Below are 16,313 nucleotides of genomic sequence, written 5' to 3'. Positions count from 1 at the left end.
AACGATGCCGCACACGTCTAAAGGAAAGTGAGGACCACTCATGAGTGGCAACCTGCGCACCCGCCGCACCGTGCGGCATTCCCGCGCTCTGGGCATCGCCCTGACCCCGAAGGCCGAGAAGTACATGGAGCGCCGTCCGTACGGCCCCGGTCAGCACGGCCGCGCCCGCCGCAAGCAGGACTCTGACTACGCGGTGCGCCTGAAGGAGAAGCAGCGTCTGCGCGCGCAGTACAACATCCGCGAGGCCCAGATGCGCCGCTACTTCGAAGAGGCCAAGCGCACCGACGGCCTGGCCGGTGAGAACCTGGTCGAGCTGCTCGAGATGCGCCTGGACGCCCTCGTGCTGCGCGCCGGGTTCGCTCGCACCATTCAGCAGGCCCGCCAGATGGTCGTGCACCGCCACATCATGGTGGACGGCAAGCGCGTTGACATCCCCTCGTTCCGTGTGAAGGAGGGCCAGATGATCCATGTGCACGAGCGCTCCGAGAAGTTCGAGCCCTTCCAGCTCGCCGCCGCCGGGGCGCACCAGCAGGTGCTGCCGACCACCCCGGGCTACCTGACGGTGGAGATCGAGAAGCTCCAGGCCACCCTCTCGCGTCGCCCGAAGCGCTCCGAGATTCCGGTGACCTGTGAAGAGCAGCTCGTCGTCGAGTACTACGCGCGCTGATCGCTCGACTGCCCGCCGCGATGCGGCAGGCGGGCCCGCGCGTGCCGAAGGCCCGGTCCCTGCATGGGGCCGGGCCTTCGGCCTGCCCGAGGCCGGCTCTGACCTCGGCCCAGATGGGCGCGCGGCGCTGGCCTCCACCGCCACGGCGGCCGGTTAGAGTTGAGCGAAACTCTCGGAGCCGAGCGTGCGGGCCACCCCGGTCTGCACGCAGAAGGGTGTAGTCCTCGATGATCAAGCAGGCGCTGATGATCTCCGCCGGCGCCGCGGCAGGGTGGTTCGGCCACCGAGCCGTCGGTCGGGGCCGTGATGCCGCGGCGCTGCGCGCGGAGCAGACGCTGCGGACGACGCTGCACCCGGCGAACCTGGGGCGCCACGCCGGCAGCGCCGCAGCGACCGCGCTCGTCGAGGGAGCCCGCGGGTTCGCCGGCCAGCTGCGCCAGGAGGTTCCCGCCTGGCGCACGCAGCCGCCCACTGACCACCTCGGATCGCGACCCGAGGACAACGTCGTGACCGCCTCGAGCCGTCCCGCCACGGACCAGCCCCTCACCGGTGAGGTCATCGACGAACCGACCCCGACCGCCCCCGGCCGCCGTGCCGAGACCACCGCCTCAACCTCTCAGGAGCACACCGCATGAAGACCCAGGACATCGCCCAGCGCTGGCTCGACTTCTTCGGCGAGAAAGGCCACGCGCAGGTGCCCTCATCGTCGCTGGTCTCGCCGGATCCGTCGCTGCTGTTCACGGTCGCGGGCATGGTGCCGTTCATTCCCTACTTCCTCGGGGAGCAGACCCCGCCCTACTCCCGCGCCGCATCGGTCCAGAAGTGCATCCGCACCGCGGATATCGAGGAGGTCGGCAAGACCGTTCGTCACGGCACGTTCTTCCAGATGTGCGGCAACTTCTCCTTCGGCGACTACTTCAAGGCCGATGCCATCCCCTTCGCCTGGGAGCTGCTGACCACGCCGCAGGACCAGGGCGGCTATGGTCTCGATCCGCAGCGACTGTGGGTGACCGTCTACGACGATGACGACGAGGCCGCGCAGATCTGGGAGCAGAAGGTCGGCCTGCCCGCCGAGCGCATTCAGCGCATGGGCAAGGAGGACAACTACTGGAACACCGGCCAGCCGGGCCCGGGCGGCCCGTGCTCGGAGATCTACTACGACCGCGGCCCGGAGTACGGCCCCGACGGCGGCCCCGCGGCCGACGACGTGCGATACCTCGAGATCTGGAACCTCGTGTTCATGCAGTACCGCCTCTCCGAGGTGCGCTCGAAGGAGGACTTCGACGTCGCCGGCGAGCTGCAGAGCAAGAACATCGACACCGGCCTGGGACTGGAGCGTCTCGCGATGCTGCTGCAGGGCGTGGACAACATGTACGAGACCGACCAAGTCCGCCCGGTGCTCGACAAGGCCGCCGCACTGGCCGACGTCCGCTACGCCTCCACGGAGGACCCCGAGGACCCGCATTACCAGGATGACGTGCGCCTGCGCATGATCGCCGACCACGTGCGCAGCTCGCTGATGCTCATCTCCGACGGCGTGACCCCGGGCAACGAAGGTCGCGGCTACGTGCTGCGCCGGCTGATCCGGCGGGTCGTGCGGGCGATGCGCCTGATGGGCGTCACGGAGCCGGTCATGCCGGAGCTGCTTCCGGTCTCACGCGACGTCATGGGCGGCACGTATCCCGTCGTCGTCGACGACTTCGACCGCATTTCCCGCGTGGCGTACGCCGAGGAGAAGGCGTTCTTGCGCACCATTTCCGCCGGCACTGCCCGCCTGGACGCCGCTGTGAGTGCGGCGAAGTCCGCGGGCGGGGGTCTGGACGGGGCCGATGCGTTCGAACTGCACGACACCTACGGCTTCCCGATCGAACTGACCCTCGAGATGGCCGCCGAGGCGGGCGTGGATGTCGACGAGGCCGGTTTCCGGTCGCTGATGACGCAGCAGCGCGAGCGCGCTCGCGCCGATGCCAAGGCCAAGAAGTCCGGGCACGTGGACACCGAGGTGTTTCAGCGCCTGCGTGAGCAGGGGCCGAGCCACTTCACCGGCTACACCGAGTTCGCCACCGAGTCCGTCATCCGCTCTCTGGTGTCCGGCGGCGAGTCTGTCGCCTCCGCCTCCGAGGGCCAGGAGCTCGATCTCGTGCTCGACGCGACACCGTTTTACGCGGAGGCCGGCGGTCAGGCGGCCGACACCGGACTCATCACCGGCGACGGGTTCGAACTGGAGGTGCTCGATGTGCAGGCCCCGGTCTCGGGCCTGTCGGTGCACCGGGTGAAGGTGCGTGCCGGTGAGGTCGCGACGGGTGCCTCTGCACTCGGGCAGATCGATGTGCAGCGGCGCCTCGACGGCGAGAAGGCGCACACCGGCACGCACATCGTGCACGCCGCCCTGCACCAGATCCTCGGCAAGGACGCGACCCAGTCCGGCTCCTTCAACAAGGAGGGCTACCTGCGCTTCGACTTCCGGTGGGCGGAGGCCGTCTCGGCCGGTGCACGCTCAGAGATCGAGGAGCTGGCCAACATCGCGATCCGCGACAACCACACCGTGCTGACCCGAGAGATGGGCCTCGATGAGGCCAAGGCGATGGGCGCCATGAGCCTGTTCGGCGAGAAGTACGGCGACCGGGTGCGCGTGGTCGAGATCAACGGCGACTTCTCCCGTGAGCTGTGCGGCGGCACCCACGTGGGTCGTACGGCGCAGATCGGCTCTCTGACGCTGCTCGGGGAGCAGTCGGTCGGCTCGGGCAACCGCCGCGTCGAGGCCCTGGTCGGCCTGGACGCGTTCCGCCACCTGGCCGCCGAGCGCACGCTCGTCTCCGAGCTCTCGGAGATGTTCAAGGCCCCGGCCGATCAGCTCAAGGACCGCATCGGGGCCACCCTGGACAAGCTCAAGGCCGCCGAAAAGCAGATCGCCCAGCTCAAGGCCGCCCAGCTGCAGGCGGAGGCAGGTCAGCTCGTCGAGCGCGCTCAGGACGTGAGCCTCGCCTCGGGGGACACCGTGCAGGTGCTCGCCCACCACGCCGGCGAGGTCGCCGGAGACCAGCTGCGTTCGCTGGTGCTCGACCTGCGCGCCCGTCTGGAGTCGGCCGCCGGCAACGCGGCAGGCACCCCCGTGCTCGTGGCGATGACCGCCGAGGCCAAGGGGCGCCCGCTCGTCGTGACCGCCACGAACCAGGCGGCCCGCGAGGTCGGGCTCGCGGCCGGCGCGATGGTCAAAGTCGCCACCTCCGTCCTTGGCGGCGGTGGCGGCGGTAAGGACGATGTCGCTCAGGGCGGCGGACAGGACGTCACGAAGGTCCAGGAGGCGCTTGACGCCGTGGTCGCCGCCGCGCGGGAGGCCTGAGGCCCGTGGAGAATGGTTCGCAGGAGGGGGACATGCCCGGGCCGGGGCAGGCGCGGCGTGGCCGGACGCTGGGCGTCGACGTCGGACGGGCCCGGGTGGGCCTGGCCGTCACGGATCCTGACGGGATGCTCGCCACGCCCGTGGACACTCTCCCGCGGGACCGGGCCAGCGGAGCGTGTCGACGACGGATCGTGGCGCACACCCTCGAGACCGAGGCGGTGGCCGTCTACGTCGGTCTGCCGTTGAATCTGGCTGGCGAGGCGACGGCCTCGACCGACGACGCCGTTGCCTACGCCGGCCGGCTCGCCGCGGAACTGTCCGCTGCGGGGTCGACGGCCGTGGTGCGACTGATCGACGAGCGCATGAGCACCGTGAGCGCGCAGCGTGGCCTGCACGCCAGCGGGCGCACCGTGAAGAACAGCAGGGCGGTCATCGACCAGGCCGCCGCCGTGGAGATCCTGCAGTCCGCCGTGGACGTTCAGCGTCGCACCGGGCTGTGGGCAGGACGAGACGCCGAGTTTGGCGTGAACGAGCAGGAGTGAGACGACCGTGAGCCAACCGCCGACGTCGCCGGGCGCCCCCGGAGACCACGAGAGCTCGGGTGAGGATTCCCTGCGTGAGGCGCTGCCGAGCAGACTGGACGACGATCTCTTCGACGACTTCCGTCTTCCCGGCGAGGACTCGGGCGCCTCGCACACGGACGAGGAGGGCCGTGAGGCCGTCGCCGAACCGGGGCGCGCTGACCAGAACTCCACTGATCAGAATCCCACTGATCAGCACTCCGCTGACCAGCATCTCGCCGGGCCGGCTCCGCGTGCCGACCGCTCGGCCGACGAACGCGCTGACGGCGCCCGTCACGACGTCGGCGCGGACGATGCCGTGGAGCACGAGGACGACGAGGAATCCGACTGGTCGCTGCTGTCGAGTGGTGCGGGGTCCACCCTGCTCGAGGACCCCGAGCAGGCTGATGCGGACTCCGAACTCGACGACGAGCAGCGCGCCCGTGCCGAAGCCCGACGACGGGACCGGCGCCGTCGTCAGATCCGCGGCGCGGTGATCATCGGCGCGGTCCTGCTGGTGCTCGGTCTGCTGGCGACGAAGCTGATCGGGGCTCTCCTGCCCGGCGGGGGCAAGGACGACTACGAGTCGACCAGCGGAGACGAGGTCACGTTCACGGTGAACTCCGGCGAGGGTCCGATCATCATCGGTCGACGGCTCGAGGAGGAGGGCATCATCGCCTCCTCGGGACGGTTCAAGGAGATCACGGAGGCGACCTCCGGTGGTCACATTCAGCCGGGTGACTACACGCTGCGCGAGCGGATGACCGCGCAGGACGCCGTCCGCGGACTGCAGGGTGAAGCCCGTGTCGGCGTGTCGTACGTGGTGGTGAACCCGGGCCAGCGGCGCGACGAGGTGTTCGAGAACATGGCCGAGGCGACCTCGCACGACGTCTCAGAGTTCGAGGAGGCGGCGCAGCATCCCGAGCGGTTCGGCCTGCCCGAGCAGGCGAAGGGCCTCGAGGGATACATCGCCTCGGGGGAGTACCGGCTGCCGCAGACCGCCGACGTCGACGAGGTGCTCACCGAAGTCACCAAACCCACCAAGGACCGGCTCGCCGCGCACGGGATCAAGGACGCGAAGAAGCAGGACCGTGTCGTGACGATCGCCTCGATCCTGCAGGCCGAGGCCCGTGAAGAGGACTTCGCCACCGTCGCCGGGATCATCGAGAACCGCCTCGACAAGGACAACACCGAGACCCACGGGTACCTGCAGGTCGACGCGACCGTGATCTACGGTCTGGGCGAGCAACGACTGCAGTTCTCCGATGAGGAACGTCAGGATGAGTCGAACGAGTACAACACGTACCAGCACAAGGGTCTGCCCCCGACCCCGATCGGGGCGCCGTCCGAGGCCGCGATCGCCGCGGCCGCCGAGCCGGGGGAGAACGACTACTACTACTGGGTCACCGTGAACATCGACACCGGTGAGACGAAGTTCGCCACGACCTACGAGGAGCACCAGAAGTACCAGAACGAGTACCGGCGCTGGTGCGAGGACCATCCGGACGTGTGCTGATGCGCTCGGAGGCCTCCCAGAGCGCTGAGGCGGTCGACGTGCCCGACCTGGTGCGCGCCGGCGTCGTGGGGGATCCCGTCGCGCACTCACTGTCTCCCGTGATGCACCGGGCCGCGTGCCGGGTGCTCTGCGTTCCGTTGCGCTACGACGCGCATCGTGCGCCCGCGGGGGCGCTCGAGCCGCTGCTGCACGATCTTGCCGAGGACCCGCGATGGCGCGGGCTGTCGGTCACGATGCCGCACAAGGCCGATGCAGCGCGTCTGGCCGACGCCTGCTCGGACCGGGTCGCCTTGCTGAACGCGGCGAACACGCTGGTGGTCGGCCACCCCGAGGCGCCCGAGCATGGTCGATTCGGACCGGGCCTGTGGGCGCACAACACCGATGTCGACGGGATCGTGCATGCCCTGAACGGCGGCCTCGGTGCCTCGAAGCAGCGCTGCGGGTCGGCGGGACGACCCTCGAGCCTCAAGGGCGCGACGGTGGGCGTGATCGGCAACGGGGGCACTGCCACCGCGGCTGTGCTCGCCAGCTCACTGCTGGGTGCGGCGGCGGTGTCGATCTATGCGCGCTCGGCCCGCCGGGCCGCCGCGGTGCTGGAGCTGGCCGGGCGCTGTGGTCTAGCGGCGGAACACCGTCCGGTCGAGGCCGTGGCCGCCGAGGCGCCAGGCCTCGGCGCGGTGGTCAGCACGCTGCCCCCGCACGCAGCGGACGGGCTCGCAGGGTCGGTGACAGCGGCCATGTGCGCGGTGCCGCCCGTGCTGCTCGACGTCGCCTACGACCCCTGGCCCTCGGCCCTGGCGCAGGCCTGGGCCGACCGAGGCGGCGAGGTCGTCTCCGGCCGAGCCATGCTCGTGGGCCAGGGCATCGAACAGGTGCGTCTGTTCACCGGTCTCGAGCTCGGCCCCTCCGGCTCCGAGTCCACGGCAGGTCGGCGGCGAGCGGCGGCGCTGGCGGCCATGGAGCACGCCGTCGGTGAGGCCCCGTGACCGATCGCCGCCCTGTCGGTGTCCGTCATGAGACACTGCTGGGATGGTGCGTTGGCTGACCGCGGGTGAATCGCACGGACCCGCACTCGTTTCGATCCTCGAGGGCATGCCTGCGGGTGTGCCCCTGACCACCTCGCAGATTCAGGACGCCCTGGCCCGTCGCCGACTTGGCCACGGTCGCGGTGCCAGGATGACCTTCGAACAGGACCGCGTCAGCCTGGTGGGCGGGGTGCGGCACGGCCTCACCCTGGGCTCGCCGATCGCCGTGCAGGTCGAGAACACCGAGTGGCCCAAATGGGACCGGGTCATGGCGGCCGACCCGGTAGACCCCGCGGAACTTGAGGGGCTGGCGCGCGCCACGGCGCTGACCCGGCCGCGGCCAGGACACGCAGACCTGACCGGTATGCAGAAGTATGGCTTCGCCGAGGCGCGGCCGTTGCTGGAACGCGCCTCGGCTCGCGAAACGGCGGCACGGGTGGCGGCCGCGACGGCCGCTCGGAGCCTGCTGTCCGAGCTGGGTGTCGAGATCGTGTCCCACACCGTCGCCTTCGGGGGCGTGACCGTCCCGGACGATGCGCCGCGCCCGACACCCGACGACGCCGAACGGCTTGATGCGGACCCGGTGCGCTGCGCCGACCCGGAGACGTCGGCCCTGATGGTCGCGGAGGTCGACGCCGCGCGGAAACAGGGCGAGACGCTCGGTGGGATCGTCGAGGTCCTCGCCTACGGCGTCCCGATCGGACTGGGCTCTCATGTGCACGCGGATCGGCGGCTCGACGCTCGCATCGCCGGCGCCATGATGGGCATCCAAGCGATCAAGGGCGTGGAGATCGGCGACGGCTTCGCCACGGCGGCGCGGCGCGGATCCGCGGCCCACGACGCCATCACCCGGGGTGAGGACGGCATGCCGACGCGGGTGACCGACCGGGCGGGGGGCATCGAAGCGGGCATGTCGACGGGACAGCCGGTCCGCGTCCGAGCGGCCATGAAGCCGATCGCGACCGTCCCGCGTGCCCTGGGCACCGTGGACGTCGCCACCGGGACCGAGACCCGAGCGCATCATCAGCGCTCCGACGTCGCCGCCGTCCCGGCGGCCGGCGTCGTCGCCGAGTCGATGCTCGCACTCGTGCTGGTGGACGCGCTGATGGAGAAGTTCGGGGGGGACAGTCTGGCTGAGACGCGACGGAACCTCGAGGCGTTCACCCGGTCCCTGCCGGTGCTGCCGGAGCCGGACGAGACGACGGCGGAGGGGGAGGGCCGGCACATGGGGGATCCTCTCCCGTGAGCGCGGACCCGGTGATACCCGACACGGCCTGGCAGGCCATGACCTCCCGGGTCGAGGCGGCCTTCGCCCAGCGTCGTGTGCCTATCGCCCGGCTCTGGCGGTGGAGACTGCGGCGAACTCTCGTGCTGGTCGGACCGATGGGCGCGGGTAAGTCGGCCGTGGGGCGTGCCGTGGCCCGGATGTGCGGATGCGTCCATCTGGACTCGGATGCGCTGCTCACCAGCCTGCTCGGACCCATTCCGGCCTATTTCGCCGAGCACGGCGAGTCGGCGTTTCGCGCCGCCGAGGCCCGCGTGATGGCGTATCTGACCGCACTTCCGCAGACCTACGTGCTCTCGTGCGGAGGCGGCGTCGTGCTCGACGAGGACACCCGGGCCGCCATGCGCCGTCGCGCCGACACCACCGTGTTCCACCTGGACGTGGCCGAGGCAGAAGCACTGCGGCGGGTGCGCGGAGGCGCGTCCCGGCCGGCGCTGCAGGGCGACCCCCGCGGAACCTGGAAGCGCCTGCGGGATGAGCGCGGTCCCCTCTACGCCGAGGTCGCGGACGTGAGCATCGACACCACCGGCCTGACGGCGGAGGCCGTGGCCTGGCGTATCGTGGACACGATCCGCCATCCCCGAAGGAAGTGACGCACTCCCATGACGGAGCGTAACGAGATCAGCTTCGAGCCGACCGAGGCCGAGGCCGCCGCGGCGCGGCCCGCCGCCGAGGAGGCCGACCAGCACGCCGCGCAGGATGAGGCGACCGTCATCCCGGTCTCCGGCGGCTCCGAGGCCGGCGCCCGAGGCGGCTATGACGTCGTGGTCGGCCGCGGCCTACTCGCGCGGTTGCCCGGCATGCTCGGGCACGAGGTCCGCCGCGTGCTGGTCATCCACCCGCGGGCTTTACGAGCCACGGGCGACGTGGTCAAGAGCGACCTGGAGGCGGCCGGCCTGACCGCGCTGACCGCCGAGATCCCCGATGCGGAAGAAGGCAAGCACCTGCAGGTCGCCGGTTTCTGTTGGCAGGTGCTCGGTCAGAACGACTTCACGCGTAGTGACGCCATCGTCTCCGTCGGCGGCGGTGCCGTCTCGGACGTGGCCGGCTTCGTCGCCGCGACCTGGCTGCGCGGCGTGAAAATCGTGCACATGCCCACGACGCTGCTGGGCATGGTCGACGCCGCCGTGGGCGGCAAGACCGGCATCAACACGGCCGAGGGTAAGAACCTGGTCGGGGCATTCCACTCGCCGGCCGGGGTGCTGGCCGATCTGGACACCCTGTTGACCTTGCCCGCCAATGAGCTGATCTCTGGTCTGGCCGAGGTCGTCAAGTGCGGCTTCATCGCTGATCCGGTGATCCTCGACATCATCGAGGCGCACACCGAGCAGGTGCAGAACCCGCATTCCGAACAGCTGCGCGAGCTGATCGAACGGTCGATCGCTGTGAAGGCGCGCATCGTCGATGAGGACCCGCATGAGGCGGGTCTGCGCGAGTCGCTGAACTACGGGCACACTCTCGCCCACGCGATCGAACTGGCGGAGCGGTATCAGTGGCGCCATGGTGCAGCCGTCGCCGTGGGCATGGTGTTCGCCGCCGAACTCGCCCGGTCGATGGGCCGACTCGACGACGCGACCGCGGACCGGCACTGGTCCGTGCTGCAGTCGCTGGGTCTGCCTGTCTCGTACCGGGGCGACCGCTGGCAGACGCTGCTCGAGGGGATCCAGCGCGACAAGAAGAACCGCGGGGACCAGCTGCGCTTCGTCGTGCTCAACGGCGTCGGCGAACCCGTCACCCTCGATGTGCCGGACGCCTCCCTGCTCTTCGCGGCCTATCAGGAGATCGCCGAGTAGCCCCGTCTGCGTGCGCACCCTGCCGTACACTGGCCGACGCAGACCATGCGGCGGCGCGCATGCACCGCCCATCTGACCGCAGATAGACATCGGGAGAACCACCGTGGCAACCAGCAACGACATCAAGAACGGCTCCGTCCTCAAGCTCGAGGGCCAGCTGTGGAATGTCCTCGAGTTCCAGCACGTCAAGCCGGGCAAGGGCGGCGCGTTCGTCCGCACCAAGATGAAGAACATCACCACGGGCAAGTCGGTCGACAAGACCTTCAACGCGGGCGCCAAGGTCGAGTTCGCCACCGTGGACCGCTCCGACTACGAGTACCTGTACCAGGACGGCACGGACTACGTGTTCATGGATGTCAAGACTTATGACCAGATCATGGTGGCTGACACCGTGGTGGGGGAGGACGCCCGCTTCCTGCTCGAGAACATGAAGGTCACCATCGCTCTGAACGAGGGCACCCCGCTCTACATGGAGATGCCGGCCTCGGTCGTGCTCGAGGTGACCTACACCGAGCCCGGACTGCAGGGTGACCGGTCCAATGCCGGCACGAAGCCGGCGACCCTCGAGACCGGTGCCGAGATCCAGGTGCCGCTGTTCGTCGATCAGGGCACCAAGGTCAAGGTCGACACCCGCTCGGGTGAGTACCTGGGTCGCGTCAATGACTGACTCCGCTTCCGGCGGCAAGCGTGGCACCACGTCGCGCAGCCGCTCCCGTCTGCGCGCCGTCGAGCTGCTCTTCGAAGCTGAGGCCCGTGGGCGCACGACGTCCGAGGGCATCTCGGCGCGGCTGGCCAAGACCGACCTGAAGGTCAACGCCTACACGCTGCAGATCGTCGAGGGTGTTGAAGCGCAGATCGACCGCCTCGATGAGGCTCTGACCTCGTATTCACGGGGGTGGCCCGTCGAACGCATGCCCGCCGTCGACCGCGCGATTCTGCGTGTGGGCGCCTGGGAGGTGCTGTTCAATGACGAGGTTCCGGACGGTGTGGCCGTCTCCGAGGCCGTGGCCCTGGCGCAGCAGCTGTCCACGGACGAATCGCCCGAGTTCGTCAACGGCCTGCTCGGTCGTCTGCAGCAGGTCAAACCGACCCTGATCGCCTGAGCCGGACGCACGTCTGCCCGGGCCGCTTGCGTGGTGGCCCGGGATGGTCGATGCGACCGGTGACGTTGCTAGACTGACTCTCGGCGGTCGCCCCAGCACCGCCGCCGCCCGCGAGACGGGCGGAACGTTTCCTTTAAAGTCCGTCCCGTGAGGCGGGGAAGGAGGCACCGGCATGGGACCTGATCCCACCGCACCTCATGCTGCCCGGTCCGTGGCCGACCGGAGCGACGGCCCGACCGGCCTGCACGCCGGTCATGACCGGCCCACCCGTGCCCGCGACGGCCGCACCGTGCTCAGCGCCGCAGACATCGACCGGGCGCTTACTCGCGTGGCTCACGAGATCCTCGAGTCCAATCGCGGCGCGCGCGATCTGATCCTGCTCGGCGTCCCGAGCCGCGGTGTGCCGCTGGCGCGACGCCTCGGGGACAAGCTGGAACGCATCGACCCAGAGTTCGACGCAGCACAGAGCGTCGGACAGCTCGACGTCACGCTTTACCGGGATGACCTGCGCCGGTGCCCCGCGCGCACGCCCGAGCCCACCGTGGTTCCCGAGCAGGGCGTGGACGACGCCGTGGTCGTGCTCATCGACGACGTGCTGTACTCGGGCCGGACGGTGCGGGCCGCCCTGGACGCGGTGGCGGACCTGGGCCGACCTCGTGCGGTCCGGCTCGCCGTGCTCGTCGATCGAGGACACCGTGAGCTGCCGATCCGGGCGGACTTCGTGGGCAAGAACCTGCCCAGCTCCTCGGCCGAGCGCGTCTCGGTGCTGCTGTCCGAGACGGACGGCGACGCCGAGGAGTCCGTCGTGATTTCCGACGTCCCGGCCCGTGTGGCCGACGGGAAGGACTGATCCCGTGCGTCATCTGCTCTCTACCCTGGACCTGGACCGGATAGACGCGCTGTCCGTGCTCGACACCGCGGGCCAGATGGCCGCCGTCAACGGGCGTGAGGTCAAGAAGCTGCCCGCGCTGCGGGGGCGTACGGTCGTGAACCTGTTCTTCGAGGACTCGACCCGAACGCGCATCTCGTTCGAGGCGGCTGCCAAGCGCCTCTCCGCGGACGTCATTAACTTCTCGGCCAAGGGCTCGTCGGTGTCGAAGGGCGAGTCGCTCAAGGACACCGTGCAGACGCTCGAGGCGATCGGTGCGGACGCGATCGTGATGCGGCACTGGTCCTCCGGAGCCGCTCAGCAGCTGGCGGAGTCGGGCTGGATCAAGGCGGGCGTCGTCAACGCCGGCGACGGCACGCACGAGCACCCCACCCAGGCGCTGCTGGACGCCTACACCCTGCGCGAGCACCTCGCGAAGGAACGCGGTGTGCCCGCGGCCGGCCTGGACCTGACGGGCATGCGTGTGGTCATCGTCGGCGACATCCTGCACTCTCGGGTAGCACGGTCGAACGTGTGGCTGCTGGACACGCTCGGCGCCGAGGTGATCGTCGCGGCGCCGCCGACGTTGTTGCCCGTCGGGATCGAGGCCTGGCCCTGCCGCGTCACCTACGCCCTCGACGAGGCGCTGGCCGAGGGGCCCGACGCCGTGATGATGCTGCGCGTTCAGGTTGAGCGCATGGGCGGCGCGTTCTTCCCCTCGGCGGGGGAGTACACCCGCTCGTGGGGGCTCACCGCCGACCGGTTCGCGCGTCTGAACGCGGCCTCCGGTCGGGTGCTCGGCACGCCGCTGGTGATGCACCCGGGACCGATGAACCGCGGTCTGGAGATCTGCGACGCTGCGGCGGACTCGCCGCGCAACACGGCGCTGGAGCAGGTCGCCAACGGCGTGTCTGTCCGGATGGCCGTGCTCCACCTGATCCTCAACCACGACGCGGAAGGCACCCAGCCATGACCGGCACCCTGCTGACGAACATCACCCTGGCCGACGGACGCCGCGCCGATGTGCGCGTAGCCGACGGCACGGTCGCCGCGATCCGTCAGGCGGGTCACGGCGGTCCGGCCGAACTGACCCTGGACTGCACCGATCTGCTGCTGCTGCCCGGCCTTGTCGACCTGCACACGCACCTGCGCGAGCCCGGCAAAGAGGACGCCGAGACCGTCGAGACGGGAACCCAGGCTGCCGCCATGGGCGGATTCACCTCGGTGCACGCGATGGCCAACTCGACGCCGACGGCCGACAATGCCTCGGTCGTCGAACAGGTGTGGCGGCTCGGTCGCGCCGCCGGTTGGTGCGATGTGCACCCGGTGGGAGCCGTGACCGTCGGACTGGGCGGGGAGTCGCTTGCGGACCTGGGGTCGATGGCCGCCTCGCAGGCGGCCGTGCGCATGTTCTCCGACGACGGGATGTGCGTGCACGATGCCGTGCTGATGCGCCGCGCCCTGGAATACGTGAAGGCGTTCGACGGCGTCGTCGCCCAGCACGCCCAGGAGCCGAAGCTCACCGCGGGCGCGCAGATGAACGAATCGGAGCTGTCCGGGCTGCTCGGTCTGGGCGGATGGCCAGCCGTCGCCGAGGAGGCGATCATCGCCCGGGACGTGCTGCTGGCCCAGCACGTCGACTCGCGCCTGCACATCTGCCACGTGTCGACGGCGGGCTCGGTGGAGATCATCCGCTGGGCCAAGCAGCGCGGCATCGCTGTGACCGCCGAGGTCACTCCGCATCACCTGCTGCTCACCGAGGAGCTGGTCCGCTCGTTCAACCCGGTCTTCAAGGTCAATCCGCCGCTGCGCCGCGATGAGGACGTGCAGGCCCTGCGCGCCGCCCTGGCCGACGGGACGATCGACACCGTGGGAACCGACCACGCCCCGCACACGGCTGAGACCAAGCAGTGCGAGTGGACGATCGCCGCGATGGGCATGACCGGGCTGGAGACCGCGCTGCCCGTCGTGCAGGAGGCCATGGTCGAGACCGGGCTGCTCGACTGGGCGGGTGTTGCCCGCGTGTTCTCGGCCACCCCGGCGCGCATTGCGGGCCTGTCGGACCAGGGCCAGGTCGACGCGTCCGGCGTCCCGCTCGAGGGGTCCGTGGCAAATCTGCTCGTGTGGGATCCCTCCGCACGAGGCGTCGTGGATCCGGCGAGGCACGCCACGCGCTCCCGCAACAGTCCCTACGCCGGCCGCGAGCTGCCAGGCCGCACTGTGCACATGTTCTACCGCGGTCAGCGCGTCGTGGCCGACGGCGCGCTGGCCACTGCGTACCGGCATGAACCGGTGGCACCGTGAACGCCACCGCCGTCCTGATCGACGCGTCGTCCCGAACCCTGGGTGAGATCCGGCCGGTGCCGCCGGCGGGCCCCGCCAAGGACTACTCCGACGTGTACCTGCCGATCCTCGGCGTCACGGGGGCGTGCATCCTGCTGGCCGTCGGCCTGGTCCTGTGGGGTTGGCATCGCCGTCGGCGTTCCCAATCGCATGTGGCGGCGCCACAGCTGATGCCCGAGTCGCTCTACGAGCTCGAGCCGCGCGCGGCGAGCGAGGGCATGTACGTGGCAACGGTGTTCGGCCGCGATCGTCTGGACCGGGTCGCGGCCCATCGGCTGGGGGTGCGTTCCCACGCACGCCTGGAGGTGCACAGCGCCGGTGAGCATCCCGGCGTGGCGATCCTGCGCCCGCGTGTGGAGAACCTCTTCATCCCGGCCGAGGACGTGACGGACGCCGGCGCCGGCTCCGGCATGGTCGGCAAATTCGTCGAGCCGGACGGCCTGCTACTGGTGAGCTGGCGGCTCGGTGAGGACGAGGTCACCACCGGATTCCGTCCCCGCGACCCCGTTGACCGCGCGCGCGTGCTGGAGAGCCTGCGCGCCCTGAGAACCACCCGAGAGACCACCGCCGTCGAGGGCGGCTCGGGCCGTGCGCCCGAGACCGCCGGACAGGAGCACACCCGATGAGTCCGACCCCCACCACAGCCCTGCTGGTCCTCGAGGACGGCACGGTGCACCGTGGCCGTGCCTACGGCGCGACCGGTGTCAGCCTCGGCGAGGCCGTCTTCACGACCGGAATGACCGGGTACCAGGAGACGTTGACCGACCCGTCGTATGCCGGGCAGATCGTCGTGCAGACCGCACCGCACATCGGCAACACCGGGGTCAACGATGAGGACCCGGAGTCCCGCGCGATCTGGGTGGCCGGCTACGTCGTGCGTGACGCTGCCCGCCGCCCCTCGAACTGGCGCAGCGTCCGCAGCCTGGAGGAGGAACTGGCCGCGCAGGAGGTCGTCGGCATCCAGGACGTCGACACCCGCGCGATCACCCGACATCTGCGCACGGCCGGAGCCATGCGCGCGGGGGTGTTCTCCGGCGCGGCGGCTGAGCGCCCCGAAGCGGAGCTCGTCGCCGAGGTCATGGCCCAGCCGCCCATGGCCGGGCGCGCCCTCGCCGAGTCCGTCAGCGCCGAGTCCGCTTACGTCGTCACTCCCACTGAGCACGGCTGGCAGGGTGAGCCGGTCGCACGCATCGCCGCGCTGGACCTGGGCATCAAGGCAGCCACTCCCCGTCACCTGGCCGCTCGCGGCATCGAGGTGCACGTGCTGCCCGCTGATTCGGACTTCGAGGCGATCCGGGCCGTCGAGCCCGACGGCGTGTTCCTGTCCAATGGTCCGGGCGATCCGGCCACGGCCGACCGCCAGGTCGAGACCCTGCGTCAGGTGCTCGACGCGGGTCTGCCGTTCTTCGGCATCTGCTTCGGCAATCAGCTGTTCGGCCGCGCGCTGGGCTTCGGCACCTACAAACTGCCGTTCGGCCACCGCGGCCCCAACCAGCCGGTCATGGACGTGGCGACCGGTCGTGTCGAGATCACCTCGCAGAACCACGGCTTCGCCGTCGACGCGCCGATCGGAGAGGTCGTCGAGGCCCCCGAGTCCCGGTACGGCCGGGTGGAGGTCTCGCATTACTCGCTGAACGACGACGTCGTCGAGGGCCTGCGTCTGCTCGACCGACCCGCCTTCTCCGTCCAGTTCCACCCCGAAGCCGCAGCGGGCCCCCACGACTCGCTCGGCCTGTTCGACCGCTTCGTCGCGCTGCTGACCGCGCACCGCGACTCGTCTCGCACCACCACCGTTGAAGGAGCCTGAGCC

General features: G+C 70.2%; 16 protein-coding genes. All 16 read left to right on the top strand.

The window, feature by feature from the left end; translation table 11 throughout:
- The first annotated feature begins 40 nt into the window (after positions 1-40).
- The 16 genes from rpsD to carA all read left to right on the top strand — a co-directional run bounded on the left by rpsD (position 41) and on the right by carA (position 16,310).
- Positions 41-667, top strand: a complete 627-nt coding sequence (rpsD, locus tag HDA30_RS04375; protein ID WP_158495985.1) for a 30S ribosomal protein S4 — start codon at positions 41-43, stop codon at positions 665-667.
- A 227-nt stretch (positions 668-894) separates the two neighbouring features.
- Complete coding sequence (locus HDA30_RS04370) at positions 895-1,302, top strand: hypothetical protein (protein WP_184241205.1); 408 nt, start codon at positions 895-897, stop codon at positions 1,300-1,302.
- Complete coding sequence (alaS, locus tag HDA30_RS04365) at positions 1,299-4,010, top strand: alanine--tRNA ligase (RefSeq protein WP_184241204.1); 2,712 nt, start codon at positions 1,299-1,301, stop codon at positions 4,008-4,010. Before HDA30_RS04370 ends, alaS begins: the two co-directional genes overlap by 4 nt.
- Before the next feature lie 32 nt (positions 4,011-4,042).
- Positions 4,043-4,552, top strand: a complete 510-nt coding sequence (ruvX, locus tag HDA30_RS04360) for a Holliday junction resolvase RuvX (RefSeq protein WP_158495982.1) — start codon at positions 4,043-4,045, stop codon at positions 4,550-4,552.
- Positions 4,553-4,559: 7 nt separating this feature from the next.
- A complete protein-coding gene (gene mltG / locus HDA30_RS10485; protein ID WP_184241203.1) occupies positions 4,560-6,086 on the top strand; it encodes an endolytic transglycosylase MltG in 1,527 nt (508 codons plus the stop codon).
- Entirely contained in the window at positions 6,086-7,072 is a 987-nt protein-coding gene (locus tag HDA30_RS04350; RefSeq protein ID WP_246418825.1) for a shikimate dehydrogenase family protein, read from the top strand. The genes mltG and HDA30_RS04350 overlap by 1 nt, the downstream gene beginning before the upstream one ends.
- Before the next feature lie 43 nt (positions 7,073-7,115).
- Complete coding sequence (aroC, locus tag HDA30_RS04345; protein WP_184241201.1) at positions 7,116-8,357, top strand: chorismate synthase; 1,242 nt, start codon at positions 7,116-7,118, stop codon at positions 8,355-8,357.
- Positions 8,354-8,989 carry a shikimate kinase gene (locus tag HDA30_RS04340; protein ID WP_262337720.1) on the top strand — a complete coding sequence of 212 codons (636 nt, stop codon included), beginning with the start codon at positions 8,354-8,356 and terminating at the stop codon, positions 8,987-8,989. Before aroC ends, HDA30_RS04340 begins: the two co-directional genes overlap by 4 nt.
- A gap of 9 nt (positions 8,990-8,998) precedes the next feature.
- Positions 8,999-10,189: a 3-dehydroquinate synthase gene (gene aroB, locus HDA30_RS04335; protein ID WP_184241200.1), complete on the top strand. Its 1,191-nt coding sequence runs from the start codon at positions 8,999-9,001 to the stop codon at positions 10,187-10,189.
- 103 nt (positions 10,190-10,292) lie between these two features.
- A complete protein-coding gene (efp, locus tag HDA30_RS04330; protein ID WP_158495977.1) occupies positions 10,293-10,856 on the top strand; it encodes an elongation factor P in 564 nt (187 codons plus the stop codon).
- Positions 10,849-11,292, top strand: coding sequence for a transcription antitermination factor NusB (gene nusB, locus HDA30_RS04325; protein ID WP_158495976.1), 444 nt, complete (start codon positions 10,849-10,851; stop codon positions 11,290-11,292). The genes efp and nusB overlap by 8 nt, the downstream gene beginning before the upstream one ends.
- 172 nt (positions 11,293-11,464) lie before the next feature.
- Complete coding sequence (gene pyrR / locus HDA30_RS04320) at positions 11,465-12,142, top strand: bifunctional pyr operon transcriptional regulator/uracil phosphoribosyltransferase PyrR (protein ID WP_184241199.1); 678 nt, start codon at positions 11,465-11,467, stop codon at positions 12,140-12,142.
- Between the two features lie 4 nt (positions 12,143-12,146).
- Positions 12,147-13,133 carry an aspartate carbamoyltransferase catalytic subunit gene (locus HDA30_RS04315; RefSeq protein ID WP_158495974.1) on the top strand — a complete coding sequence of 329 codons (987 nt, stop codon included), beginning with the start codon at positions 12,147-12,149 and terminating at the stop codon, positions 13,131-13,133.
- Complete coding sequence (locus HDA30_RS04310) at positions 13,130-14,464, top strand: dihydroorotase (protein ID WP_158495973.1); 1,335 nt, start codon at positions 13,130-13,132, stop codon at positions 14,462-14,464. Before HDA30_RS04315 ends, HDA30_RS04310 begins: the two co-directional genes overlap by 4 nt.
- Entirely contained in the window at positions 14,461-15,129 is a 669-nt protein-coding gene (locus HDA30_RS04305) for a PH-like domain-containing protein (RefSeq protein WP_184241198.1), read from the top strand. The genes HDA30_RS04310 and HDA30_RS04305 overlap by 4 nt, the downstream gene beginning before the upstream one ends.
- Positions 15,126-16,310: a glutamine-hydrolyzing carbamoyl-phosphate synthase small subunit gene (gene carA / locus HDA30_RS04300; RefSeq protein ID WP_184241197.1), complete on the top strand. Its 1,185-nt coding sequence runs from the start codon at positions 15,126-15,128 to the stop codon at positions 16,308-16,310. Before HDA30_RS04305 ends, carA begins: the two co-directional genes overlap by 4 nt.
- Positions 16,311-16,313 lie beyond the last annotated feature (3 nt).

The organism is Micrococcus cohnii (genome assembly GCF_014205175.1).
Lineage (GTDB): Bacteria > Actinomycetota > Actinomycetes > Actinomycetales > Micrococcaceae > Micrococcus > Micrococcus cohnii.
This window is presented reverse-complemented; position numbering and strand designations above follow the sequence as displayed.

Coding starts and splice junctions, on each gene's coding strand:
- rpsD (WP_158495985.1), top strand. CDS start 41: ATGAGTGGCAACCTGCGCACCCGCCGCACCGTGCGGCATTCCCGCGCT.
- HDA30_RS04370 (WP_184241205.1), top strand. CDS start 895: ATGATCAAGCAGGCGCTGATGATCTCCGCCGGCGCCGCGGCAGGGTGG.
- alaS (WP_184241204.1), top strand. CDS start 1,299: ATGAAGACCCAGGACATCGCCCAGCGCTGGCTCGACTTCTTCGGCGAG.
- ruvX (WP_158495982.1), top strand. CDS start 4,043: ATGCCCGGGCCGGGGCAGGCGCGGCGTGGCCGGACGCTGGGCGTCGAC.
- HDA30_RS04350 (WP_246418825.1), top strand. CDS start 6,086: ATGCGCTCGGAGGCCTCCCAGAGCGCTGAGGCGGTCGACGTGCCCGAC.
- aroC (WP_184241201.1), top strand. CDS start 7,116: ATGGTGCGTTGGCTGACCGCGGGTGAATCGCACGGACCCGCACTCGTT.
- aroB (WP_184241200.1), top strand. CDS start 8,999: ATGACGGAGCGTAACGAGATCAGCTTCGAGCCGACCGAGGCCGAGGCC.
- nusB (WP_158495976.1), top strand. CDS start 10,849: ATGACTGACTCCGCTTCCGGCGGCAAGCGTGGCACCACGTCGCGCAGC.
- pyrR (WP_184241199.1), top strand. CDS start 11,465: ATGGGACCTGATCCCACCGCACCTCATGCTGCCCGGTCCGTGGCCGAC.
- HDA30_RS04310 (WP_158495973.1), top strand. CDS start 13,130: ATGACCGGCACCCTGCTGACGAACATCACCCTGGCCGACGGACGCCGC.
- carA (WP_184241197.1), top strand. CDS start 15,126: ATGAGTCCGACCCCCACCACAGCCCTGCTGGTCCTCGAGGACGGCACG.